Source organism: Allgaiera indica, from assembly GCF_900106675.1.
Taxonomy (GTDB): Bacteria; Pseudomonadota; Alphaproteobacteria; order Rhodobacterales; family Rhodobacteraceae; genus Acidimangrovimonas; species Acidimangrovimonas indica.
Window position 1 is genome coordinate 14,904 of record NZ_FNOB01000031.1, and the last position, 20,933, is coordinate 35,836.

General features: G+C 59.8%; 24 protein-coding genes and 3 pseudogenes. 23 read left to right on the forward strand and 4 right to left on the reverse strand.

Annotation, left to right across the window (positions count from 1 at the left end; genetic code table 11):
* Positions 1–18: 18 nt before the first annotated feature.
* From repB to BLV97_RS18675, 3 genes are all read left to right on the forward strand, one after another.
* Positions 19–963: a plasmid partitioning protein RepB gene (gene repB / locus BLV97_RS18665; protein ID WP_244521068.1), complete on the forward strand. Its 945-nt coding sequence runs from the start codon at positions 19–21 to the stop codon at positions 961–963.
* 240 nt (positions 964–1,203) lie between these two features.
* On the forward strand, positions 1,204–2,499 hold the full coding sequence (repC, locus tag BLV97_RS18670; RefSeq protein WP_092164191.1) for a plasmid replication protein RepC: 1,296 nt from the start codon (positions 1,204–1,206) through the stop codon (positions 2,497–2,499).
* Positions 2,500–2,641: 142 nt separating this feature from the next.
* A complete protein-coding gene (locus tag BLV97_RS18675; RefSeq protein WP_035839568.1) occupies positions 2,642–3,736 on the forward strand; it encodes a Fic family protein in 1,095 nt (364 codons plus the stop codon).
* Between the two features lie 162 nt (positions 3,737–3,898).
* Here BLV97_RS18675 and BLV97_RS18680 read toward each other — a convergent pair whose 3' ends face one another.
* Positions 3,899–4,801 carry a LysR substrate-binding domain-containing protein gene (locus BLV97_RS18680; RefSeq protein WP_092164192.1) on the reverse strand — a complete coding sequence of 301 codons (903 nt, stop codon included), beginning with the start codon at positions 4,799–4,801 and terminating at the stop codon, positions 3,899–3,901.
* 184 nt (positions 4,802–4,985) lie between these two features.
* Between BLV97_RS18680 and BLV97_RS18685 the strand changes: the two genes are divergently transcribed.
* The 7 genes from BLV97_RS18685 (at position 4,986) to BLV97_RS18715 (ending at position 11,670) form a co-directional block, all read left to right on the forward strand.
* Entirely contained in the window at positions 4,986–5,996 is a 1,011-nt protein-coding gene (locus tag BLV97_RS18685) for a hydroxyacid dehydrogenase (RefSeq protein WP_035839558.1), read from the forward strand.
* 2 nt (positions 5,997–5,998) lie between these two features.
* Positions 5,999–6,691 carry an RraA family protein gene (locus tag BLV97_RS18690; protein WP_035839555.1) on the forward strand — a complete coding sequence of 231 codons (693 nt, stop codon included), beginning with the start codon at positions 5,999–6,001 and terminating at the stop codon, positions 6,689–6,691.
* 14 nt (positions 6,692–6,705) lie between these two features.
* Positions 6,706–7,659, forward strand: a complete 954-nt coding sequence (locus tag BLV97_RS18695; RefSeq protein ID WP_035839553.1) for a Bug family tripartite tricarboxylate transporter substrate binding protein — start codon at positions 6,706–6,708, stop codon at positions 7,657–7,659.
* 67 nt (positions 7,660–7,726) lie between these two features.
* A complete protein-coding gene (locus tag BLV97_RS18700) occupies positions 7,727–8,188 on the forward strand; it encodes a tripartite tricarboxylate transporter TctB family protein (RefSeq protein WP_035839550.1) in 462 nt (153 codons plus the stop codon).
* A gap of 3 nt (positions 8,189–8,191) precedes the next feature.
* The gene (locus BLV97_RS18705; protein ID WP_035839547.1) at positions 8,192–9,691 is read left to right on the forward strand and encodes a tripartite tricarboxylate transporter permease; all 1,500 of its coding nucleotides are present in this window, start codon (positions 8,192–8,194) and stop codon (positions 9,689–9,691) included.
* Entirely contained in the window at positions 9,691–10,707 is a 1,017-nt protein-coding gene (locus BLV97_RS18710) for an amidohydrolase family protein (protein WP_143037582.1), read from the forward strand. Before BLV97_RS18705 ends, BLV97_RS18710 begins: the two co-directional genes overlap by 1 nt.
* A gap of 18 nt (positions 10,708–10,725) precedes the next feature.
* Complete coding sequence (locus BLV97_RS18715) at positions 10,726–11,670, forward strand: tripartite tricarboxylate transporter substrate binding protein (RefSeq protein WP_035839537.1); 945 nt, start codon at positions 10,726–10,728, stop codon at positions 11,668–11,670.
* Between the two features lie 83 nt (positions 11,671–11,753).
* On the opposite strand, the pseudogene BLV97_RS22025 reads toward BLV97_RS18715, so the two are convergent.
* Positions 11,754–12,116, reverse strand: a pseudogene (locus BLV97_RS22025) (DDE-type integrase/transposase/recombinase); the annotation flags it as partial.
* Here BLV97_RS22025 and BLV97_RS21295 point away from each other — a divergent pair.
* The 3 genes and pseudogenes from BLV97_RS21295 to BLV97_RS21300 form a co-directional block, all read left to right on the forward strand.
* On the forward strand, positions 12,064–12,258 hold the full coding sequence (locus BLV97_RS21295) for a hypothetical protein (protein ID WP_160169151.1): 195 nt from the start codon (positions 12,064–12,066) through the stop codon (positions 12,256–12,258). The pseudogene BLV97_RS22025 and the gene BLV97_RS21295 overlap by 53 nt on opposite strands.
* 101 nt (positions 12,259–12,359) lie before the next feature.
* The gene (locus tag BLV97_RS20935) at positions 12,360–12,545 is read left to right on the forward strand and encodes a hypothetical protein (RefSeq protein ID WP_143037583.1); all 186 of its coding nucleotides are present in this window, start codon (positions 12,360–12,362) and stop codon (positions 12,543–12,545) included.
* Between the two features lie 29 nt (positions 12,546–12,574).
* A pseudogene (locus tag BLV97_RS21300) lies at positions 12,575–12,742 on the forward strand (hypothetical protein); the annotation flags it as partial.
* A 12-nt stretch (positions 12,743–12,754) separates the two neighbouring features.
* Here the strand turns inward: BLV97_RS21300 and BLV97_RS18735 are convergent.
* Positions 12,755–13,267 carry an RES family NAD+ phosphorylase gene (locus BLV97_RS18735; RefSeq protein WP_035839534.1) on the reverse strand — a complete coding sequence of 171 codons (513 nt, stop codon included), beginning with the start codon at positions 13,265–13,267 and terminating at the stop codon, positions 12,755–12,757.
* A 101-nt stretch (positions 13,268–13,368) separates the two neighbouring features.
* Positions 13,369–13,719, reverse strand: a complete 351-nt coding sequence (locus tag BLV97_RS18740) for an MbcA/ParS/Xre antitoxin family protein (protein ID WP_027264271.1) — start codon at positions 13,717–13,719, stop codon at positions 13,369–13,371.
* 460 nt (positions 13,720–14,179) lie between these two features.
* Between BLV97_RS18740 and BLV97_RS18745 the strand changes: the two genes are divergently transcribed.
* The 10 genes and pseudogenes from BLV97_RS18745 to BLV97_RS18790 all read left to right on the forward strand — a co-directional run.
* A complete protein-coding gene (locus tag BLV97_RS18745) occupies positions 14,180–14,650 on the forward strand; it encodes a hypothetical protein (protein WP_035839528.1) in 471 nt (156 codons plus the stop codon).
* Between the two features lie 40 nt (positions 14,651–14,690).
* Complete coding sequence (locus BLV97_RS18750) at positions 14,691–15,629, forward strand: ArdC family protein (protein WP_035839525.1); 939 nt, start codon at positions 14,691–14,693, stop codon at positions 15,627–15,629.
* Positions 15,630–15,652: 23 nt separating this feature from the next.
* Positions 15,653–15,862 (forward strand): DUF6330 family protein, encoded by a 210-nt coding sequence (locus BLV97_RS18755; RefSeq protein ID WP_035839522.1) that lies wholly within the window; start codon positions 15,653–15,655, stop codon positions 15,860–15,862.
* Positions 15,863–15,949: 87 nt separating this feature from the next.
* Complete coding sequence (locus BLV97_RS18760; RefSeq protein ID WP_035839520.1) at positions 15,950–16,339, forward strand: DUF3768 domain-containing protein; 390 nt, start codon at positions 15,950–15,952, stop codon at positions 16,337–16,339.
* Between the two features lie 155 nt (positions 16,340–16,494).
* Positions 16,495–18,477, forward strand: coding sequence for a ParB/RepB/Spo0J family partition protein (locus tag BLV97_RS18765; RefSeq protein WP_092164193.1), 1,983 nt, complete (start codon positions 16,495–16,497; stop codon positions 18,475–18,477).
* 74 nt (positions 18,478–18,551) lie between these two features.
* Positions 18,552–19,145 carry a hypothetical protein gene (locus BLV97_RS18770; protein WP_035839508.1) on the forward strand — a complete coding sequence of 198 codons (594 nt, stop codon included), beginning with the start codon at positions 18,552–18,554 and terminating at the stop codon, positions 19,143–19,145.
* Positions 19,145–19,801, forward strand: a complete 657-nt coding sequence (locus BLV97_RS18775) for a DUF6927 domain-containing protein (protein WP_035839505.1) — start codon at positions 19,145–19,147, stop codon at positions 19,799–19,801. Before BLV97_RS18770 ends, BLV97_RS18775 begins: the two co-directional genes overlap by 1 nt.
* A 104-nt stretch (positions 19,802–19,905) precedes the next feature.
* Entirely contained in the window at positions 19,906–20,205 is a 300-nt protein-coding gene (locus BLV97_RS18780; protein WP_035839501.1) for a type II toxin-antitoxin system RelB/DinJ family antitoxin, read from the forward strand.
* On the forward strand, positions 20,192–20,467 hold the full coding sequence (locus BLV97_RS18785) for a type II toxin-antitoxin system RelE/ParE family toxin (RefSeq protein WP_081824934.1): 276 nt from the start codon (positions 20,192–20,194) through the stop codon (positions 20,465–20,467). Before BLV97_RS18780 ends, BLV97_RS18785 begins: the two co-directional genes overlap by 14 nt.
* An 86-nt stretch (positions 20,468–20,553) precedes the next feature.
* A pseudogene (locus tag BLV97_RS18790) lies at positions 20,554–20,933 on the forward strand (IS5 family transposase); the annotation flags it as partial.

Sequence of the window (20,933 nt, forward strand, 5' to 3'; positions counted from 1 at the left end):
AGGAAATCTCTTCGCGAAATGTCGGGAATTGCCAACACAATCGCCCGATCCGGCGGATCACAGCCAGAGAGACCTCCAAAGGCCAGCGCTCCGGCTTTGGGGGCTCTTCAAGGCTCTTTGGCGTCTATTCGGGAGATTGATCCCAATCTGATCGACGATTGGGGGCCAGTAGACCGGCTTGAGGAATTTACAGCTGTAAACGTCGAAGACGACGAGAGCTTCGAACGACTAAAGAGCAGCATACGCGAAGGCGGGCAGCAAGTGCCGATACTCGTTCGGCGGTCAAAAGTTGCTGAAGGGCGCTTTGAAGCAATCTACGGGAGGCGCAGACTAAAGGCCTGCCGCGAACTCGGCATAAAGGTCCGTGCAAACGTCCAAGACGTTGATGATGCGACGGCCTTGCTGGCCAAAGGATTGGAAAATGCTGCGCGCCGCAACTTATCTTTCTACGAAAAGGCAAGGTTCGCCGAGGCCATTCAGAATGCCGGCCACGATGGAGCAACTGTTCGGCAGGTTTTAAACCTGTCCGCGTCAGGTCAGTCACACCTTACGAAGGTGACGCAGAATGTCCCAGTCAAGATCGGTGACCTCATTGGCGCGGCACCAAAGTCCGGCCGCCCGAGGTGGACGGAGTTGGCCGAGCTCTTTCTCTCTAGGAAGCTCACTGAACGTACGGCTCTCGATATCCTGGCCAAGATCAGGGCAACATCGAATTCAGACGAGCGCCTTGAGTTGCTCATAAAAGAAGCGACTAAGCGCGGCGCGAAGAACTCGCGCGAAACTCGGGAGATCACGCCCATAGAGGGAGTGACGATCAAAGCTGGTCGCGCAACACTGTCACTTTCGGTGAAGAAGTCTGGTGCAAACGCTGAGTTTGCAACCTGGCTTGAGAGCAATCTCGCGGAAATAATCAAGCAATCCTATGCTGAATTTACAGATATAAATTCGGTGGATGACAACTGAGGACGAGCAGAAAGGAGGAACGGCAAACAAAGAAAACCCCCGAAACCGGGGCTTCGAGGGCTGCTGCGCAGAGCGCAATTCTTAGATTAGACACCTAGAATCTAGCAGCCAACGAATCACCACACAAGAGAAAACGCTTCTGAGCGAACGGGATTTCTTTGTCGCTGACATAAAATGACAAAATTGAATGATGCTCCGCATGGAGCGACTGGGACAGTCATGCCTCAGAACGCTGGAGGTATGTCCAACATCAACAAGCCTTCGGGGTGGCGCAAAGCGACGGCAGGACTCGCGGTCGCTGAACGACACGCACAAGCTGGTGAACGGGCAGCCGTGCCTAAGACACAGGCCTTTGTCGCAGTGAAACGCGTTGGTGCGCATATTGGCCTCAAGGCTGGCGACATGCTGGTTCTCGACACACTTGGGGCCTTCACACAGGCCCAGGACTGGGAAGAGGGACAGCGCCCGATCGTCTGGGCGTCCAACTCTTATCTGATGGAGCAAACAGGCTTCTCGCTCTCGGCGCTCAAGCGCCATGCGCGGCGTCTGGCCGAGATCGGCGTGATTGCCTTCAAGGACAGCCCCAATGGCAAGCGGTGGGGCCACAGGGACGCTGACGGCCGTATCATCGAGGCCTATGGTTTTGATTTATCGCCGCTGTCGGCTCGCGCTGAAGAGTTTGAGCAGCTACATGCTGAACTGCAGGCCGAGCGTGAACTCTGCCAGCGCCTGAAGCGCCAGATCACAGTTGCACGCCGAATGATCCGCGCGAGGATCGAAGCGGCCCTGAGCGGCTCTCTGAGAGGCCCCTGGACACAGCTCTCAAACCTCTTTGAGGATCTTCTGGACCGCCTCCCACGCCGGAACACGGCCTCTGAGACACTTGCGCGGCTTCTGGCATGGTTCAGGGAGCTTCAGGAGCGTGTCGAAGTGACCTATCTCAAGGCATTTCGAGCGGATGACGTTGTGGAAAACACCGCCGAATCCATCGAACAAGTCAGTGAAAAGACTCAAGAAATGGACCCCAGGGAGGTCATTTTTGAACCTCATATACTAATTACAAATCAACTTAATCCTGTAACATGTAATCGCTCAGAAACTGAGCAAGCGGCGGCCGTCGTGCCAAATGCGCCATCGGAAGAGAAGGTGGATAGGGAGCTGGAAGACTGGGTGGTTGAAACACGTAAGAAACGTGGCGCAGCGCTTGATTTGCAAACTGTGATGCAGGCTTGTCCTGAATTCGCGTCCTGGGCACGCAATATGGGCGGGTATCTGAAGAATTGGGACGATCTTCATCGCGTTGTCGGGCAGCTCAGGCCGATGATCGGCGTCTCAGAGCAGGCTTGGAACCTCGCACAGGACCGTCTCGGACCCCTAGTCGCGACAGCAGCGCTCGTTCTCACGTTTGACAAGCATTGCGCCGGCGAAGTGGCGTCTCCGGGTGGATATCTGCGGGGCATGGTCGAGAAAGCCGGGGCAGGGGAGCTGCATCTCGAGCGCAGTTTCTATGGCCGGTTGAGCGGACAGGCGGCGTAATGGGAAGTGAAGCAGTTGTCCTGCGTTTGACCTTCCAAGTCGGGTACGCGGAGATTGCCGCCCTTATTCTCCGCGCCTTCTGCGGTGTTTGTCGTTGTCTTGCGGAGATTGTGCCGTATAATCTCCGCAAGATGCGTAAAATATGACCTACATTCACGAACTCCCTGATTGGCCCCAGTTTACTTGGGATAAGGCCAAACTGTCGTCACAACTTGCTGCGGTCCGTCACCGCCAAGGCAAACTCTTGGGGCGCATGGAGGATCTTGGCTTCGATCTTCGCAACGAGGCGATGCTCAGAACACTGACCAGTGATGTCGTCAAAAGCAGCGAGATTGAGGGGGAGACGCTCGACAAGGATCAGGTTCGCTCATCTATCGCAAAGCGGTTGGGTCTGGAAATTGGCGGACTGATCCCGTCTGATCGCCATGTTGATGGTGTCGTCGAGATGATGCTGGACGCGACCCAAGCGTATGATCGGCCATTGGATGCGGAGCGTCTGTTTGGATGGCATGCGGCTCTCTTTCCTACCGGGCGAAGCGGAATAACCCGGATCAGGGTAGGAAATTGGCGTGACGGTCCCATGGAGGTTGTATCAGGACCCTATGGCCGCGAACGGGTGCATTTTGAGGGGCCTGCGGCCAACCGGCTGGAAGCCGAGATGGCGCGGTTTTTGGAATGGTTTGACCAGCAACCAGAAACAGATCCCGTCATACATGCCGCCATCGCCCATCTGTGGTTTGTCACCATCCACCCGTTCGATGATGGCAATGGGCGCATTGCGCGCGCGATCGCAGACATGGCCTTGGCGCGATCGGAAGGCAGCGCGCAACGGTTCTACAGCATGTCGACGCAAATTCGCCAGGAGCGGAACGCTTATTACGATATGCTCGAGATGACGCAGAAAGGCGGGCTTGATGTTACGGGGTGGCTCGTTTGGTTCCTGGCTTGCCTTGATCGCGCATTTGATGGTGCCGAGATCATCCTTGAGGCCGTGTTCCGGAAGGCGCGGTTCTGGGAGAAATATGGAACGGCGAATATGAACGACCGCCAGCGGGACATGCTGAACCGTCTGCTGGATGGGTTTGAAGGAAAACTGACGACGTCGAAATACGCGAAGATCGAAAAATGCTCACAAGATACGGCATATCGCGACATCCTCGATCTGATGGCCTTGGGCGCCCTTGGGAAAGATGAAGCTGGGGGACGCAGCACCAGCTATTCGCTGATCGCCAAGTAAAGAGGGTTATCTTGTTCAAAGATCGTGAATGCGCGCGAAAAATCCATTTACATTCAAAACGGTAATCACTTCTCTCGACGATTGTCATTTCAGAATCCGGTGGCCAGAACGCCGTCGGTTTCGAACACGCAATTTTGGAATTCTATATGGACTCTTGAGTTGCTACGGTTTCCCCTCTGGTCGCCGTGCCACGCCGTGTGCGCCACAAAGATCGGCAAGCACCCCGTGTAGCCGCTCGATGATTGCGCCTCTGGGAGACACAGTCCGCTCCACAATTCCGATTTGTCGCGTGATGGGTGGGATTCCAAATGGTAGCCGGAACAGCCCCAGCCCTTCGGGCTTTTCCAGGGCAACATGGGGCACAATAGAGAGTCCCAGACCCTGCCGCACGCACGTGACAAGCGTGCCGATTGTGTCAATTTCGGCCACATCATTTGTCACGACGCCCAAGCGCGAAATCTCGGTGTCGATCAAGTTCGCCAGTGGAACGGGGCTTCTGAACCGGATGTAAGGACGCGAACGCAAAAGATCGGCCACGTCTGAATCCGGGAGCGGGTCCGAAGAAATCAGCCAAAGAGGCTCTCGCAGAAAAGGACTCCAGCGCAGGGCCGTTGGAATACCAAGATGTTCTGCGACAACAGCGGCATCCAATCGCCCCGCGGCCACATCGGCGATTAATGCTGCGGACAACGAAACACGCAAGCTCGGTTTCAGGTCCGGATACTGTTGGCGCATCTGCACGAGTGCGCGTGGCAGCAGGTTCAGCGCGCTTGACCGTACCGACCCAAGCATCAGCGTCCCTGCAATTTGATCGCCGCGCAGACTTGCCCGGGTATCTTCTTCGCGGCGCAGGATGTCGCGCGCCATCTCGATCACCTGAAGGCCTTGAGGCGTCGGCTGCGGCGGGCGTGTGCCGCGGTTGAAAATAGTCACGCGAAGCTCGTCTTCCAGGGCCTGGACCTGCTGGCTTACGGCAGATGGTGTGAGGCTGACTACATCTGCTGCTTGCGCGAAGGTGCCGTGGGCTTGAATGGCAAGAAGTGTTCTGAGTTGTCGCGTGTCCATCAACAAATCCAGTATTTCTGAATGTAATAACCAGAATTACGCGTTTTTGTAAAGTCGTGCTGTCTGTTAGAGATTTCAGCAGGAGGACTGCCGCGGTCTTTTGGGAGATAGAGCGCGGTCATATCAAAACAGAAACCCAACACGTGCGTCTCCATCTTGGACGCGCAGCGGAGATTATTTTGCGATGAGCAATACCATTCTCGTGACTGGTCCCGATCTGGATCCGAGCGCTACTCACTTGTTGACCGAGCAAGGCTATCAGGCCGTTCACACCCCTCCGTATGCTGACAGCGCGGTGATTTCCGATTACATGGATCGAACCGGCGCCGTTGGAATTGTCTCGCGTATGGGGCGAATCGACGGCAGTGTCTTGCAGCGCGCGCCCCAGTTGCGCGTGATCTCCAAGCACGGCGTCGGCGTCGACAATATCGACCTAACCGCTGCGGCCGAGCGTGGAATTCCTGTACTAGTTGCCACTGGCGCCAATGCAATTTCTGTTGCGGAACACGCGATCGCGCTGATGTTGGCAACAGTAAAGCGCCTGCTTCCGCTTGATTCCGGTCTACGGTCTGCGCGTTGGGACAAGCCGGGCTTCGCTGGCCGTGAACTGGCTGGTGCGACCCTTGGTCTCGTCGGCATGGGCGCAATTGCGCAGGCCACCGCGCGCATGGCGCGGGGGCTGGGTTTGAACATTGCCAGCTATGATCCCCTTGCGCCGGCGTCCGCTTTCGAAACCCAATCGACCATCCGCTGCAACACTCTCGAAGACCTTCTCGAGCAATCGACTATTCTTAGTCTTCACTGTCCATTGAACGATCAGACCCGCCAAATCCTGAATGCCGAAACGATCGCGCGAATGCCGACCGGATCCTTTGTGGTGAACACCGCGCGCGGGGGGCTGATCGACGAAATTGCACTTCTTAATGCGATCCAGTCGGGACATCTCGCGGGGGCCGGGCTCGACACCTTCGCCGTCGAGCCCCCCGCCGCTGATCATCCGTTTTTTTCGGAGCCAAACATCGTGATGACCCCGCATATCGGTGGCGTTACCCGTCAGGCAAACGCCCGCGTGGGCATAGAGGCCGTCAAAGGCATACTCGATTTTCTCGAAGGCAAGACGCTGCCGGCTGAGCGCGTCGCAAACCGCAAGCTACTGGATGCCGCGAAGGCCGCCACGGAAAAGGTGGGTGATTAACCATGACTGTCGGATTTCGAATTTTGAACCGAACCCAGATTGCGCCTAAGGCACTCGTCGATGCCTTCGCCAAGCTGCCGGTGGCCAATGTTTCGGACAGCATGTCACGCATGACAGCGGCCGGGGCACGCATCCGGCCCATGCATGCTCATGGCGGAATGGCTGGCGTCGCGTTGACGGTCAAGGCGCGACCAGGTGACAACCTGATGCTCCACAAGGCGATCGATATGGCCGGGCCCGGCGACGTGATCGTCGTCGATGCAGGCGGTGACACGACGAACGCGGTCTTCGGCGAAATGATGCTGGCTTACGCGATCAAACGGGGAGTGGCGGGTCTGGTCTTTGACGGCGCGATCCGCGATGTCGATGCGATCCGCGAGACCAACCATCCGGTGTTTGCCGCCGGTGTCACCCATCGCGGTCCTTACAAAGACGGACCGGGTGAGATCAATGTGCCAATCAGCATCGACGGAATGGTCGTTCATCCCGGTGATATTGTGATTGGAGACGGCGATGGCGTGCTTTGCGTCCCGATCGCCGAAGCCGAAGACATCCTGGTGAAGGCGCAAGCAAAACTCGACGCTGAGACCCGCCAGATGCAGGCAATTGCAGAGGGCACGAACGACCGGGCGTGGGTAGACGCTGCGTTGAAAAAGCTCGGCTGCGCCTTTCCCGACAAAGAACGAAACGCATGAATAGGAGGAAAACCATGTTGAAACTCATGCATAAGACCGCGCTTGTAGGCGCAATGATCCTGACCGCAGGCGCTGCACTCGCGGAATATCCCGAAAGGCCGATCGAGGTCATCGTCGGCTATTCTGCCGGAGGCGGCACCGACGTCATGGCCCGCACCGCGGCCCCGTTCATCGAAAGGTATCTGGGCGAAGATGCAAGCATCGTCGTCAAGAACATGCCGGGCGCATCCGGTCAGATTGGTGTGACCGAGGTTGCCAATGCCGATCCCGATGGCTACACGCTGGGCACCTTCAATCTGCCGGGCATGATGGCGCGCACCATCGACCGTGAAGCCGATTATGATCGCGACAGCTTCACCTACCTCGCCAATGTCGTAAACGACCCCAACGTGATTGTGACATCAACAGGCAGCGGCCTGGACACACTGGACAAGCTGATTGCCGAGGCAACGGAAAACCCCTTTGCTGTGACAGTCGGCATGTCGAGCCTTGGTGGTGACGATCACTTTGCCCTGATCAAACTGCAAAACGCCACCGAGACCGAATTTACCATCGTGCCGTTCAAAGGCTCGGCCCCTGCTCGGACCGCGCTGTTGGGTGGCCACGTCGCGATGGGCATATTGAATATCTCCGAAGTGGCCGAGTTTCAGGACCAGTTGAATGTCTTGGGCGTCGCCACACAGGAACGTTCGCCCTTTGCGCCCGATCTGCCGACCTTTCAGGAGCAGGGTTTGGACTTGGTGAACGGGTCCATGCGCGGCTTCGTCGCGCCAGCTGGCCTGCCCGAAGACATCCAGGCAAAGCTGATGGACGCATTTAGCCAACTTTCCTCGGATCAGGAGTTCCTCGATGCCATGGCTGCGACCGCCAACCCGGTGGAAGTCGTGACCGGCGAAGAGTTCAAGCAATTGACCTCGGATCTCTATGACCTTGCCGAGGGTGTATGGGAAACCACCCCCTGGAACTGAAGCACACAGCGCGGGGGGTGGCACACCAGCCCTCGCGCTTTATCATTCCCTGACACGAGAGCGACCCATGCCCCAGAGCCGTAAATCCCGCCTGACAAGGCCCGAGACCCTGACAGCATTCGGCATTGTCGTGGTATCTGCCGGGTTCCTGATCCCGACATTCGAATTGCGCGCGATATCCGCGCTGCTGCCCGCCGCCATGCTCATCGGCCTGATCGTGCTGTCCGTGTTGTTGTTGGTCTATGACCAGCGCAAGGCTGCCAACGGCGAAGAGTCGCAGCCGATGACCCAATCGCCAAGGCGCGTGATCGGGGCTTTCCTGCTTATCGTCACCTATGCGCTGGCGACCGACTTCATCGGTTTTTATGTCAGCACCGTCACGACCATCCCACTTGTGGCGTGGCTGTTCGGTTATCGCAGCCCCGTGGGTCTTGCCATCGCGACGGTCATCGTTGTCGGCATCATCTGGGCGATCTTTGATTTCGGGATGTCGCAAGAGTTTCCCGCTGGCCGTTTTTGGGGGCATTGAACCATGTATGCTGATCTTCTGAACGCTCTGCCCAACGTCTTCGCTTGGACTAATTTTGCCGCCGTGATCATCGGCGTCATCGCGGGCATCGTCGTAGGTGCCATGCCAGGCCTGTCTGCCACCATGGCAATCTCTGTCCTCGTGCCTTTTACTTTCGGGCTGGAGCCGCTTGTCGCGCTTGGCCTGATGGCAGGCATCTATAATGGCGCGATGTATGGCGGCGCGATACCCGCCGTGTTGCTGCGCATCCCCGGCACGCCCGCCGCCGTGGCGACGACCTTTGACGGCTACCCGATGGCGCAGAAGGGCGAGGGGGGCTTTGCCCTGCAGGTCGCGGTCGTATCCTCGGCCCTCGGTGGCATTGCCTCGGCATTTGCGTTGATGCTGCTGGCACCACCCTTGTCCAGGGTCACACTGTTGTTCGGACCATCCGAGGTGTTTTGGGTCGCGGTGTTCGGCCTCGCCTCAATCATCTTCCTGCTGGGGGGTAACCCGATCAAGGGGCTGATCTCGGCCTGTTTCGGCGTGTTCGTTTCGGTCATCGGCTCGGACCCGATCTATGGCAATGATCGTTTCACCTTTGGCCAACTGGAGATGCTGGATGGCATCAACATCGTGATCCTGCTGGTCGGTCTTTATGCCTTGCCGCCGGTGATCGACCTTCTGGAAACGCCGCTGAAGACCGATGGTGTGAACAGTTCCAAACTCGGCACCGAGTCCATCTGGAAAGCGCTGCCGCGCATGAAGGGTTTCGGCATGACGTGGCTGCGGGGCTCGTTCATCGGCATCTGGATTGGCATCCTGCCCGGAGCAGGGGGGTCGATGGCGGCCTTCATGTCCTATAACGAGGCGCGCCGCACCTCGAAGACCCCTGAAACCTGGGGCGAGGGCGAGCCCGAGGGTGTCGCTGCTGCCGAGGTCGCCAATAATGCCGACACCGCGTCGGCTCTGATCCCCGCGCTGACGTTGGGCATCCCGGGCACCGCCGTCGCGGCGGTCATGCTAGGTGGCTTGCTGGTGCATGGCCTGCAACCGGGGCCCATGCTGTTCCGGGACAACCCCGATATCGTCTTCGGCTTCATGTGGCAGTTCCTGTTCGGTGCGATCCTGCTGGTGCTGTTGGGCGGGTCGCTGGCGACAAACTCCTTTGCCCGTCTGCTGAACCTTCCGCGCCCGCTGTTGGGGTCGGTGATCATCGTTCTGATGCTGATCGGCGTCTATTCGATCCACGGGCGCATGTTCGACGTCTACCTGATGCTGGGCTTCGGCGCGATCGGCTGGGTTATGGACCGCCTGAAGTTCCCGTTGCCGCCCGTCGTACTTGGTTTGATCCTGGGTGGCTTTGCGGAAGAAAACCTGCGTTTGGCATTGCGGATCGGACGCGGCGATCCGATGGTCCTGTTCCAGAACACCACAAGCCTGATCCTCGTCGCCCTAACCATCGCTGTGATCGTCGGCCCGACGCTGAAAAAGCGCTTTGTCGACGGCCGCAAGAAAGCCTGATGGCCAGCCCGCACTATAAGGTCCGCGAGGATTGGCTTGCCCTGTCACAAGAAGAGATTCTTGTGCCGGGGCAACCGATTTTTGACGCCCATCACCACATGTGGGACAGGCCGGAGGGGCGCTATCGGTCGGAAGAGCTGATGGCGGATGTCGGCGCGGGCCATGACGTTCGGGCCAGCCTCTACGTGCAGTGTCGGACTGGTTACCGATTGGACGGGCCATATGAATTGCGCCCGGTGGGCGAGGTCGAGACGGTGCTGAATTGGACCCGCGGTTATGAACATTTCCCGGTGGGCATGGTCGCCATGGCGGACCTGCAGCTGGGTGACCGAGTGCGCCCGGTGCTGGAAGCTTTGATCCACGCCGGGGAAGGCCGCGTTAAAGGCATCCGCAATACGACCGCGTGGCATGCCGACCCGGCAGTGCGATCAAATCCGACACCACCGCCCGACGGCCTTCTGCGCACGGATGCCTTTCGCGACGGTGCACGCGCCGTCGCCGCGCAGGGCCTGTCTCTGGATATCTGGGCCTACCAGACCCAACTGGATGAGGTCCGCGCGCTGGCCGAAGACGTGCCCGACCTGACCGTGATTGTTAATCATTGCGGCGGACCATTGGGCGTCGGCCCTCATGACCGGAATGCTCCCGAGAATTTCCACGCATGGCGAGACTCATTGGCTGCCGTCGCCGCATTTCCAAACACACGGATCAAGATTGGCGGCTTCGGCCTTGGTGTCTTTGGCTGGCGCTATGCCGATGCGCCTATGCCGCCGCTGTCGGTGGCGCTTGCAAACGATTGGCGCCCGTGGGTGGACACTTGCCTCGACCTGTTCGGCCCCGACCGCGCCATGTTCGAGAGCAACTTCCCCGTGGACAAAGGGCAAGTCAGCTATCGGATACTCTGGAACGCCTTCAAACGCCTCGCCGCACAGTTGAACGAGACCGAACAAGACGCCTTGTTCTGGCGCAGCGCGGCGCGGACCTACGGCATCGACCAGAATATTTTTCATCCATGACCATAGGAGGATACCGTCATGAAGAAGACCCTAACCGCGCTAATCGCGCTTGGTTTATCGGCCACCGTCGCACTGGCAGACTACCCCGAGAAACCCGTTGAAGTGATCGTCGGATATTCCGCCGGTGGCGGCACCGACATCATGGCACGCACGGTCGCGCAGTTCCTGGAACAGGAACTGGGTGACGGCGCATCGGTCGTGGTCAAGAACATGCCCGGCGCTGGTGGCCAGATCGGCTTTACCGAGGTGGCCACGGCCGCGCCTGATGGATACACCTTGGGAACGTTCAACCTGCCCGCGGCGCTGGCGTTGACCCATGACCGCGAAGCGGACTATGACGTGAATAGCTACACCTATCTCGCGAATTTCGTCGAGGATCCGAACACCATCACCGTCGCGGCCTCCTCGCCCTTCCAGACGCTGGGCGAGTTGCTGGAGGCGGCTCAAGCCGATCCGGGCGCGATCACCGTTGGGCTGTCCAGCCTTGGTGGCAACGATCATTTCAGCGCCAACATGATGCAGGCGGCAAGTGGCGCTGAATTCACGCTGGTGCCATTCAAGGGCGCATCCAACGCACGCACCGCGATCATGGGCGGCCACGTGGCGGCAGGAACCATGACGCTTGGCCAGACGACCAGCTTCCCCGACGAACTGCGTGTGTTGGCGGTGCTGGCAGACGAACGCTCGCCTTTCCGCCCGGATGTACCAACGGCCAAGGAGTTGGGCTTTGACGTGCAAATGTCATCGCTGCGCGGAATCGTTGCGCCCGCGGGGATGGACCCCGCACTGGCAGATCAACTGCGCGCCGCGCTGTCTGCTGTCAACGAGAACCCGGAATTCCAGGCGATGATGGCCGAGCAGGGCAACCCGATTGCATTCATGTTAGGCGAAGACTTTGCCGCTACCGCTGCAAAGCAAGATGGCGTCGCCGCCAACATTTGGGAAGAGACACCCTGGAAATAAGTCAAGCGCCGGGCCGTCGGGCCCGGCCACTCAATCTGAACGCTCCAGCAAGAGACCTTCTCGAGAGCTCGGACCTTTCTTAGGGCGGCGGGGTCGCTTTCGGTAGGCTTGTTCTGCTGCTTGTTGTCGGTATGTGCAATGCGATCGAGTTGTGGGCCAAAGCGCCGGTTCTCATTCTGGATCGCTTTGCATTTCGACGACGCTTTGTCGGTGCAAATCTCGTCGAGATGACGAAACCTCACTTCGTCAATCACTTTGGGTAGAATGGCTTTCGTGACCATTGTCTCTCGTATCGCTTTCAGGCCGAGATTGATTACATGCCCGCGCCCGTCGATTGCCCTCCGAAGAGTCGTGCACATCGGGGCGGTGTCGCGGGACGGGGCAGACGATTGTGTGCTCGAACAGATGGGCGAGGCCGGGATCGACCTGCGCCACATCGCGCACATCGACGTGCCGACGGGGCATGCTATCGTGCAGGTGGCCGACAGCGGCGAAAACGCGATCACCATTTATCCCGGCGCAAACGAGGCGCTGACGGGCGAGATGATCGAGGGGGGCTGGCTGAGGCCAAGGCGGGCGAGTGGCTAGTGCTTCAGAACGAAACAAACACGGGCGTTGAGGCCGCGCAGGCGGCGCGCGCGCGCAGGTTAAAGGTTGGCTATGTTGCCGCGCCATTTAATGTTGAGGCGGTGACGGCGCTTCTTCCTCACGTCGATCTGATCTCGATGAACGCTCTCCAGGCCGCCGCCTTTGAGGACCGGCTGGGCCGCTCTGTCGAGAGTGCCTACCTGCCCGAAATCCTAGTGACGCGCGGGGCCGAGGGCGCGGTGTATCACCTACCGAAGGGGCCGTCTCGAAGCCGGCTGTCCGGGTAGAAAAGGTCGTCGATACAACTTGCGCGGGTGACACTCTTTTCGGGTTCTTCATTAGCGCATTGGCACAGGGCGCGGCCATCGGTGAAGCCATGACCCTCGCCAGTGCGGCGGCGGCGCTCTCGGTCTTGGGAGAAGGGGCTTCGGCGTCGATCCCGACGCTGGGTGAGGTCCAGCGCGCCATGGGCCGGAAGGAATAGCGGGGGTATCCGTTACATTCGCGACAGCCGCTCTTCGTCATCCACAACTTCCAAAGAACCTTTATTGCCAGACCAGGCCCACATCACGATGTTGAAGTCCAATGACAACGCGCCCTTCGAAAAACTCTGGATCAGAAGCCCCGCAAACCGATCCGCAATGAGGGCGCTTGCTAAATTCTGTGTCGGCACAGGTTGGCCATCGAGCATCTTCATGCGCCATGCAGGGTCGGCAAGCATTGACGTAGTCATACCATACCGTTCGAGCCTGTCCTGATCGCGGGTATCGAAAATAGGCCCAAGGTCGGCCTTGTAGGACACCAGGATCGTGGGTTGCAGGCTGCCGACCTGGTTGGCTTCTCTAAGAGCGGTCGCGGGATCCAGCGAGGTGTAGAGGGCAGGGGTGCCCTTGGCGGTAAAGCGCCCTCCATAGAGTTCAGCGCCTCGTCCGGACAGAGGTTCACGCGCATAGACCGGGTTCAGGGCGCGATAGAGCGGCCCTGTGTAGCGTCCATCTTTCAGCGGCATCTCAGCGTCCCGCCAATCAAAAATATAGTGTGTGACACCGATGTCCCGAGAACACGAAGTGTGACAGGGTATCGGTGTCTCATGTCTTGGCGGGGCGCGCTTTAGGCAAAGACGCCCGCATCAACCGCATCGATGTATTCCAGAACTTGCTGCGCTTTGCCTTCCTGCACCAGCTGCATGGCTGTCCGGCCATCAAAGCCGGGCAGGGGCTCTGACCGGTACCATGCATAGGCCATCAGTTCTGAGCCGAAGCGGGGCTCGACTTTGTTCAGCACCTCTACCAATTCGCGCAGGCGGCGCTGAGTCTTGTCCGAACCGATGCGGGCTCGCCTCTGCAACGCGTCTTTGCCCAAGCCGACAGTCAATGCGATCTCTTCTGCTGATGTGCGTAGCACCGCGGCGATCTTGCGCGGTTCGAATTGCCCGGCTTCAGCAAAGTTCGTGATGTGCATGATCTATGCTCCTACAGTGATACTGACGGTATATAGCGGCAATATTGCTGAAATACAAGCTGTCAGGAGGTAATGTGACTTCTTTTCCCATGCTAATCCGTAACGCCGCATTGCTATGAACGAAGCAAATCCTGATTTTTGGGCTTGAGAAGTCGCCGTTGGAGCGCTTTTGCCGATCGAGAACGTCAGATAAGTTATTGATACTATGAGAAAGACTGCAGCAGTCGGACCGGGGTTGCCGCTATGGCTTGCCGATCTTGGACCGGAACCGCCACTTACTGCATGCAGTCACTGGGGTCCGCGGTGGTGTCGGACCCTCGGCCGTTCCCCCGGACCAGTTGGCTGGTGAAAAGGGAAAGTGGACTTCGGATTTCTGTGACTGACGGATGAGGGCCTTTGGGGTCCCTCAGATGGGTCCGGGCCGGGTTCCGGTCTGCCGTTCCTGACGAAGGGCATTCCCATGCAAATAGGTGTCTTGCGCGTGTTACGCACGACCGCTGCCTCGTGGTGGCGGCATGGAGAGCTGCGCCGAACTAGCCAGACGGTGCTGGCACAGCGGCTCGAACGCCAGACCGTCCTGCGTGATCTCGGCCATCTCAGACAGGCGGCGTCATTGCCAAACGCGCATGTGATCTGCGGAGAGGGCGGCACGTTCATCCATCTCGGTTGGACCACCGTGTCGACCTTCGCGCCGATCGAGCGCTTTCCCTTGGCCGCCCTCGCGGTCGCACGAGGAACCCCGTTCATCGATGTCCGACCCGTCACGGATGTCATTGCCTTCGCCAACCTGCCGCGGGTGACGCGGGACGGATCGGTCGACCCTGACCATTCGGGTCCCGGCGGGTCTGTCTTGCTGACCAGCTACATCGACATGGTCGAAGAGCTCGGTGCGAGCATCACCAACGATCCACGGCTCTGTCGGTCAACCTAGTCGTAACTCCCCCTCACCAACACTCGAAAGGAGGCCAGCCATGGCCCGATCCCGCATGCCCAAATTCGATGCCTCCGAGGTCATCACAAACGAAATCATCCGTATCATTGAGCGCGGCGTCCTGCCCTGGCGCAAGCCCTGGACCGCTGGCGGCAGCTCTCGTCCCCTGCGCGTGGGCGGTGAACCCTACCAGGGCGTGAACAACTTCCTGCTGACGATGCGAACGGTGATGGCGGGCCACAGCTCGCCCTTCTGGATGACGTTGCCGCAGGCCAATGCCTTGGACGCAAAGGTTCGCAAGGGCGAGAAGTCGTCTGTCGTCGTCTACTACGGACAAAGCCGGACGAACGCCGCCGATGAGGACAGTCGCAGCGATGGGGATGATAGCTCTGAGGAAGCCCGCATCTTCCGCTTCCAGAAATCCTACCGCGTGTTCAATGCCTGCCAGATCGAGGGCCTGCCCGAGAGCTTCTATCCCGACCCTGAGCTAACACCCGAACATCCGCCGTCCGAGCCCATCCCGCACATGCAGGCGTTTTTCGACGCCATCGACATCACGACCGTCTTCACGGGGACGGAAGCGTACTATTTGCCCCCCGTGGACAAGGTCTTCATGCCGTCGATTGCGCGGTTCCAGGACCCGCGGAATTTCTACGGGGTCTGGGCCCATGAGCTGGCCCATGCCACCAAGGCGCGCCATCGGATGAACCGCGACTACGGCCTCTCGCGCTTCGGAAATACGGCCTATGCCCGCGAAGAGATCGTCGCCGAGCTGACCTCGGTGTTCCTTGGCCAGACGCTCGGCTTTACGGCCCATACGCTCGAGATGAACGCAGCGTATCTCTACAATTGGCTGCGCGTTCTGCGCTCGGACAAGGGCGCCATATTCAAGCACGCCGCTGACGCGCAGCGCGCCTGCGACTACCTGATCGCTCGGTCGGAGGCGGGGAGGGCAGGGGAGGACGCCGAGGCCGCCTGACCACAGGGAGAACAGAGACGCCCATGTCACGCAAGGAACCCAAGACGCTGCGTGTGGCCTGCTTTGAAGGTGGCCGCCGCAAGATCATCACCTTCAAACGCGGAGCATATTGGTGGAGCCCATCCGAGGGCGCCTATCCACTCTCGGCAGCGCTCGAGACCATCAAGGAACAGGGCGGCTGGATCGAAAACATCCCCAACCCCAATTACAGACCCAAGGGGCTGTTCGGGTAGGGCGCCTTCGGCCTCGATTCATCCGCCGTGCGGAAAAGGAAAAGTGGGCTTTGGATTGGGTGTTTCAACTTCTCAGAGGAATGCCCAATGACCATCACCGCACAACCCCACGCAGACCGCCCTGATCCGAGTGTGATCGCGGCGCAGAACGACGCGTTTCGCAAGCTCGCGTGCCTCGGGGTGCCGCCTGAGCAGCCCATCCAGGGCCGCATGCATGTCACCCGCTCGATTATGGAGGCTGGTGACGGCTTCATGGCCGAGGCGGTGAAGGCCACGGGCATGTTCGAGACCTTCGAGCCCGAGAACGATCCCGAAGGATGGCATGATTTCGGGGCGGTCGAGATCCGCGGCGAGACCGTGTTCTGGAAAATCGATCTCTATGAGGCGGATTCCGATTTCCGCTACGGGGCTGAGACCCCGGACAATCCTGCCACCACAATGCGCGTGCTGACCATCATGCTGGCGCGCGACTGGTAGGGCAGGGGACACCCTCTCCTTACACCCCAGGCGATGAAGGCCCACTGACCCCTAAAAGGGAGAGTGGGCCTTTTGTCGTCGTGATCCCTGAAGACGGGGATTGGCCGCGCATCTGAATACGCGGGCCGCTCCAAACCCACCTAAAAGGACATCCCATGACCGCAAGTTTCAAACCCGTCTCTGTCGCCATCGGCGATCTGACTGCACACCCCGCCAACGTCCGCAGCAACTCTCCGGAAACCTACGACCCCGAGAACATCGCACATCTGAAAGCCAGCATCGCCGTGCTGGGTCTCCTCCAGCCGCTCCTGGTTCAGAAGATCGACGGTAGATATGCCGTACTCGCAGGCGGTCGCCGTCATGCCGCCCTGAAGGAACTGGTCGCGGACAAAAGCGAGAAGGGGTTCACCGCGAAAACCAAGGTCGACTGCCGCCTCGTGCCGGAGGATTGCGACGTCACCACGGCCTTGTCGCTCGCCGAGAACATCACGCAAGCCCCGATGAACGCCATCGATGAGTTCGAGGCCTTCGCCCGGATGATGGAGATCGATGGCCAGTCGCCCGAGACCATCGCAAAGACCTTCGGCACGACCGTCGCCGCCGTCAAAGGCCGGTTGCGCTACGGGCTGATCCACCCCTACATCCGCGCTGCGGCTCGGGCCAAGACGATCACGCTCGACACGATGAAGGCTTTCGCTGAGCACCCGAGCCAGCAGGTGCAGAAGGAGGTCTACGAGGCGCTGACCAAGGAAGACAGCTACCTGCAGGCCTATACCGTCCGTCAGGCGCTCAAATCCCGCGGGGTGCAGGTCAGCGATGATATCGGGGCTTTCGTGCGCGCGGACTACGAGGCCCGCGGCGGCGCTGTCGCGGCCGATCTGCTAGAGGAGCATTCGGTGCTCGAGGATGCGGCGCTGGTCGAAACCATCCTGCTCGAGAAGCTCGGTGCCGCCGCCGAAGAGGCTCGCAAAAGGCTGGGCTTTGCCTGGGCAGATGCGATGGTGCGCAATGACTACGCGACCATGGCCGAATATGGCCGCGTCTATCCCGGCCCGATCGAGCCAGATGAGGCCGGCCAAAAGCGCATCGACGAGATCACCGCCGAACTCGAGCAACTCCAGCTCGAAATGGAGGATGAGGGGCTCGAGGATGATACCTACAATGCGCTCTACGAGCGCGTGGACGCCTTGGAAGAGGAAGCCCGCGACCTGCAGGAAGCATACAGCGCCGAGGATCTCGCGCGGTCAGGGGTGATTGCGTCGTGGCAGGGTGGAAAGATTACGCTCCATATTGGCCTCGTCCGCCCGGAGGACACCGTGAAAGGCGAGGGCGCGCGCGGCGCCGCGAGTGATCCCACAGGGGAGGGAACCTCGGACGCCGGCGAAATCACCTATCCGGCCTCGCTGGCAGAGGACCTCAAGACCGAGAGGGCTATGGCCCTTGGGGCCGCGATGGCGCTGCATCCCGAGGCCACGCTCGATCTGACGCTCTTCAAGCTGGTCAGTGATGTTCTGACCAGCGGCATGAGTGTCACGCAGGCGATTAAGGTCGAGGCCCGCAAGGAATACCGCAGCCATGCCAAGATGGACGAGATCGACGAGACCTCGCTCGAGCAAGTTGCTGTGGCCCATGATGCGCTCAATCTGTCCTGGTTGGACGAGGCCCGGTCGCCCGCCGATCAGTTTGCGGCGTTTCGCGCGCTGGAGGCGGGTGAGAAGGCCAAGCTCGTCGCCTATGCGACGGCCAACACCACGCAGTCCTGTTTTGCCAGGGACCGGCAGCGCGACAGCCTGATGCATGACTTCGAGATCGAGATCATGCCCGATATCCGCGTGCATTGGACGCCGAACGCGGCGCTCTTCAACCGCTTCAAAAAGGCTTGGCTCCTGAAGATCCTCGGCGAGGATCTGGGCCTCGCTCAGGAGGCGGTAACGTTGGCCTCGTCAAGCAAGAAGGAGATCGTCGCCTTCTGCGACAAGCTCTTCGCCGAACCCTTCGCCACCCTCACCGACGCGCAGCGCGCTGCTGTGGCCGCCTGGTGCCCGCCGATGATGCAGACCAACGGTGTCGCCTTTGATGAGGCGGAGACCACTGCGGAAACCCCGGAGCCTGACAGCGAGATCGCGCAAGCGGCCTGAGTCCTCACGCGACCCGCGCAAGCCCTTTCGCCTGCGCGGGTCTATCTTCTCATACCCAACGGAAAGACATCCCCATGGCTATTCTCAAGTTCTCCGCCTCCGCCGTGGCGGCGCAGATCGCCCATGCGCGCGCCTGCAAAACCTTCCTGCCCAACTGGAACGGGCCCGTGGACAGGCCGGCCCTGATCCTCATCGTCGGCAACGGCGTGCATCTGCGCTCGAACGGCATCGACGGCACGACCACCCGCATCGTCACGACCGAACAGGCCGATCCGTCCTTCGCCTTCGCCCAAGGCATGAACCCGTTTCGGGATGCCGACTGGATGGCGCAGCGCCGCATGGCGTTTCGCGATCTGACCGGCCAGTTCTACACGGACATTCTTGACGACGTGCAGGTGCTCATCGACCGGGGGCAGGGGGCCATCTGCCTCGCCACCGATGGCCACAGCATCCGCGTCTTCGTGCGCCGGGCCTCGGACTATCTGATCGGCGGGACCTACGAAGTGCCCTCGGGCCTGGGCGGCATCTTCCGGGTCATCCTCAAGGATGCCTGCGACACCTTCGCGATCGTGCAGAACTGCGGCAATTGCGAGGATTTCGACGCCATGCAGCCCTATCGCGTGCCGCTCGATGCGCTCATGGAACTCGATGATCGGAGGGTGGCGTGATGGGTTGGCTCTTCTACACGGACCGTCGCGTCAAATCCTACGCGGATGAGAAGGCGGAAATCACGCGGCTTTGCACCTTCGAGGGCGACACGCGCAAAACCGAACTGGTCAAGGCCTGCAAGGTCGGCTCCACTTGGTATGCGGCGGCAAGGGTCACCAATCTCGGCGGCACCCCTGTCGAAGACACGACCTATGTCACCGATGCGGATGGATCCATCACGTTCGGGGCTGTCTTCCTCACCCGATACGATGACGGCTGCTGGGGCTACAAGGACATGGAGGAAAGTGCTGGCCCGAACGAGTCTCGTGCTCCCATTGGGCTGATCGAGCTTCTCTCCGACCTGAAAGACCCGGACAGCTACGCCCATGCCTGGCGTCAGCGCTGCCGGGATTGGGCGTCGATTCCAGACTACGAGGAGGGTGACAAGATCAGGCTCGCCGCCCCGGTGGCGCTCACCGATGGCAGCACCTGCCAGATCGTCACCGCGACCCACTACAGGCGGGAGCGGCAAAAACGCCGCTGCTACCGCATCGAGGAAACCGGCGGGCTCGTGCGCCTGTCTCGAGCCTCGCTTGCGGGCTCGGAGCTGCTCAGCTCCGCAAAGGGCGAGGCCAGTCCTGTGCTGGCGGAGTTTCTGGCGGGGCAGGGAGGCTAAGTTTCCCGCTGAGACAACACCAAGGGACCACGAGCGCAGATGCTACTGGCTTGAAATCGTATCTCAAATGAGATACATCATTCCTATAAATTGGAGGACCATCCATGCCTGCCCAAACATCCATGCTTCATGTCCGTGTTGACGATCAGCTGAAAGCACAGGCTTCGGACGCACTTGCGGGCGTCGGTCTGACGCTCTCCGACGCGGTGCGTATTCTTCTGACCCGCGTGGCCGCAGAAGGCGGCTTGCCTGCCGGATTGACTGCTGATCCGGATGCCTATGACGCCTGGTTCCGGGCGAAGGTACAGGAAGCGCTGGACGATCCAAGGCCTACGACGTCCCATGCCATGGCGATGCAAGACGCCCAGGCATTGATTGACGGGAAGCGCCTTGCCAAATCTTGAGTGGAAAGCCACGGCCATAGCCGATCTGTTGGCAATCATTGACTACATCTCTGACGACAACCCGGATGCCGCCCAAGTTCTCAAAGATGAGATTGAACACAAGACGTCCCTTCTTCCAGAACACCCTCAAATGTACCGCGCGGGCCGTGTCGATGGGACCCGGGAGATGGTTGTTCGGCCAAACTACATTGTGGTTTATGCTGAAAGCCCTGAGATGGTGACCATTTTGCGCGTTCTTCATGCAGCGCAGCAGTGGCCATGATCGGCGTGCAGGCCCCCCGCTAGGGTCAGGACCCATTGATTTCCGGTTGGCCGCGTGATTCACAGTTCGAAAAACGAGCGGTGAACATGTCTGATCTCTTCTGGCTGACGGATGCGCAGATGGCGCGTCTTGAGCCCTTCTTCCCCAAGTCACACGGCAAACCCCGCGTTGATGATCGGCGCGTGTTGAGTGGAATTATTTTTATCAATCGCAATGGTTTACGGTGGCGCGATGCCCCTGCTGCCTATGGGCCGCACAAGACGCTGTACAACCGTTGGAAACGGTGGAGTGACAAGGGCATCTTCGCCCGGATGATGGCCGGTCTGGCCGCCGAGCATGGCGAAAAGAAGACTGTGATGATCGACGCCACTTACCTGAAGGCACACCGAACAGCGACCAGCATGGGCGTGAAAAAGGGGGGCGTGGACGCCTGATTGGCCGGACAAAGGGCGGCATGAACACCAAG

Bases quoted from the DNA above. Each gene is read 5' to 3' on its own strand.
- BLV97_RS18760 (WP_035839520.1), top strand. From the start codon at position 15,950: ATGACCATCACCGCACAACCCCACGCAGACCGCCCTGATCCGAGTGTG.
- BLV97_RS18770 (WP_035839508.1), top strand. From the start codon at position 18,552: ATGGCTATTCTCAAGTTCTCCGCCTCCGCCGTGGCGGCGCAGATCGCC.
- BLV97_RS18710 (WP_143037582.1), top strand. From the start codon at position 9,691: ATGGCCAGCCCGCACTATAAGGTCCGCGAGGATTGGCTTGCCCTGTCA.
- BLV97_RS18685 (WP_035839558.1), top strand. From the start codon at position 4,986: ATGAGCAATACCATTCTCGTGACTGGTCCCGATCTGGATCCGAGCGCT.
- BLV97_RS18705 (WP_035839547.1), top strand. From the start codon at position 8,192: ATGTATGCTGATCTTCTGAACGCTCTGCCCAACGTCTTCGCTTGGACT.
- BLV97_RS18680 (WP_092164192.1), bottom strand. From the start codon at position 4,801: ATGGACACGCGACAACTCAGAACACTTCTTGCCATTCAAGCCCACGGC.
- BLV97_RS18675 (WP_035839568.1), top strand. From the start codon at position 2,642: ATGACCTACATTCACGAACTCCCTGATTGGCCCCAGTTTACTTGGGAT.
- BLV97_RS18740 (WP_027264271.1), bottom strand. From the start codon at position 13,719: ATGCACATCACGAACTTTGCTGAAGCCGGGCAATTCGAACCGCGCAAG.
- BLV97_RS18690 (WP_035839555.1), top strand. From the start codon at position 5,999: ATGACTGTCGGATTTCGAATTTTGAACCGAACCCAGATTGCGCCTAAG.
- repB (WP_244521068.1), top strand. From the start codon at position 19: ATGTCGGGAATTGCCAACACAATCGCCCGATCCGGCGGATCACAGCCA.
- BLV97_RS18755 (WP_035839522.1), top strand. From the start codon at position 15,653: ATGTCACGCAAGGAACCCAAGACGCTGCGTGTGGCCTGCTTTGAAGGT.
- repC (WP_092164191.1), top strand. From the start codon at position 1,204: ATGTCCAACATCAACAAGCCTTCGGGGTGGCGCAAAGCGACGGCAGGA.
- BLV97_RS18765 (WP_092164193.1), top strand. From the start codon at position 16,495: ATGACCGCAAGTTTCAAACCCGTCTCTGTCGCCATCGGCGATCTGACT.
- BLV97_RS18775 (WP_035839505.1), top strand. From the start codon at position 19,145: ATGGGTTGGCTCTTCTACACGGACCGTCGCGTCAAATCCTACGCGGAT.
- BLV97_RS18735 (WP_035839534.1), bottom strand. From the start codon at position 13,267: ATGCCGCTGAAAGATGGACGCTACACAGGGCCGCTCTATCGCGCCCTG.
- BLV97_RS18700 (WP_035839550.1), top strand. From the start codon at position 7,727: ATGCCCCAGAGCCGTAAATCCCGCCTGACAAGGCCCGAGACCCTGACA.
- BLV97_RS18715 (WP_035839537.1), top strand. From the start codon at position 10,726: ATGAAGAAGACCCTAACCGCGCTAATCGCGCTTGGTTTATCGGCCACC.
- BLV97_RS18745 (WP_035839528.1), top strand. From the start codon at position 14,180: ATGCAAATAGGTGTCTTGCGCGTGTTACGCACGACCGCTGCCTCGTGG.
- BLV97_RS18695 (WP_035839553.1), top strand. From the start codon at position 6,706: ATGTTGAAACTCATGCATAAGACCGCGCTTGTAGGCGCAATGATCCTG.
- BLV97_RS18750 (WP_035839525.1), top strand. From the start codon at position 14,691: ATGGCCCGATCCCGCATGCCCAAATTCGATGCCTCCGAGGTCATCACA.
- BLV97_RS18780 (WP_035839501.1), top strand. From the start codon at position 19,906: ATGCCTGCCCAAACATCCATGCTTCATGTCCGTGTTGACGATCAGCTG.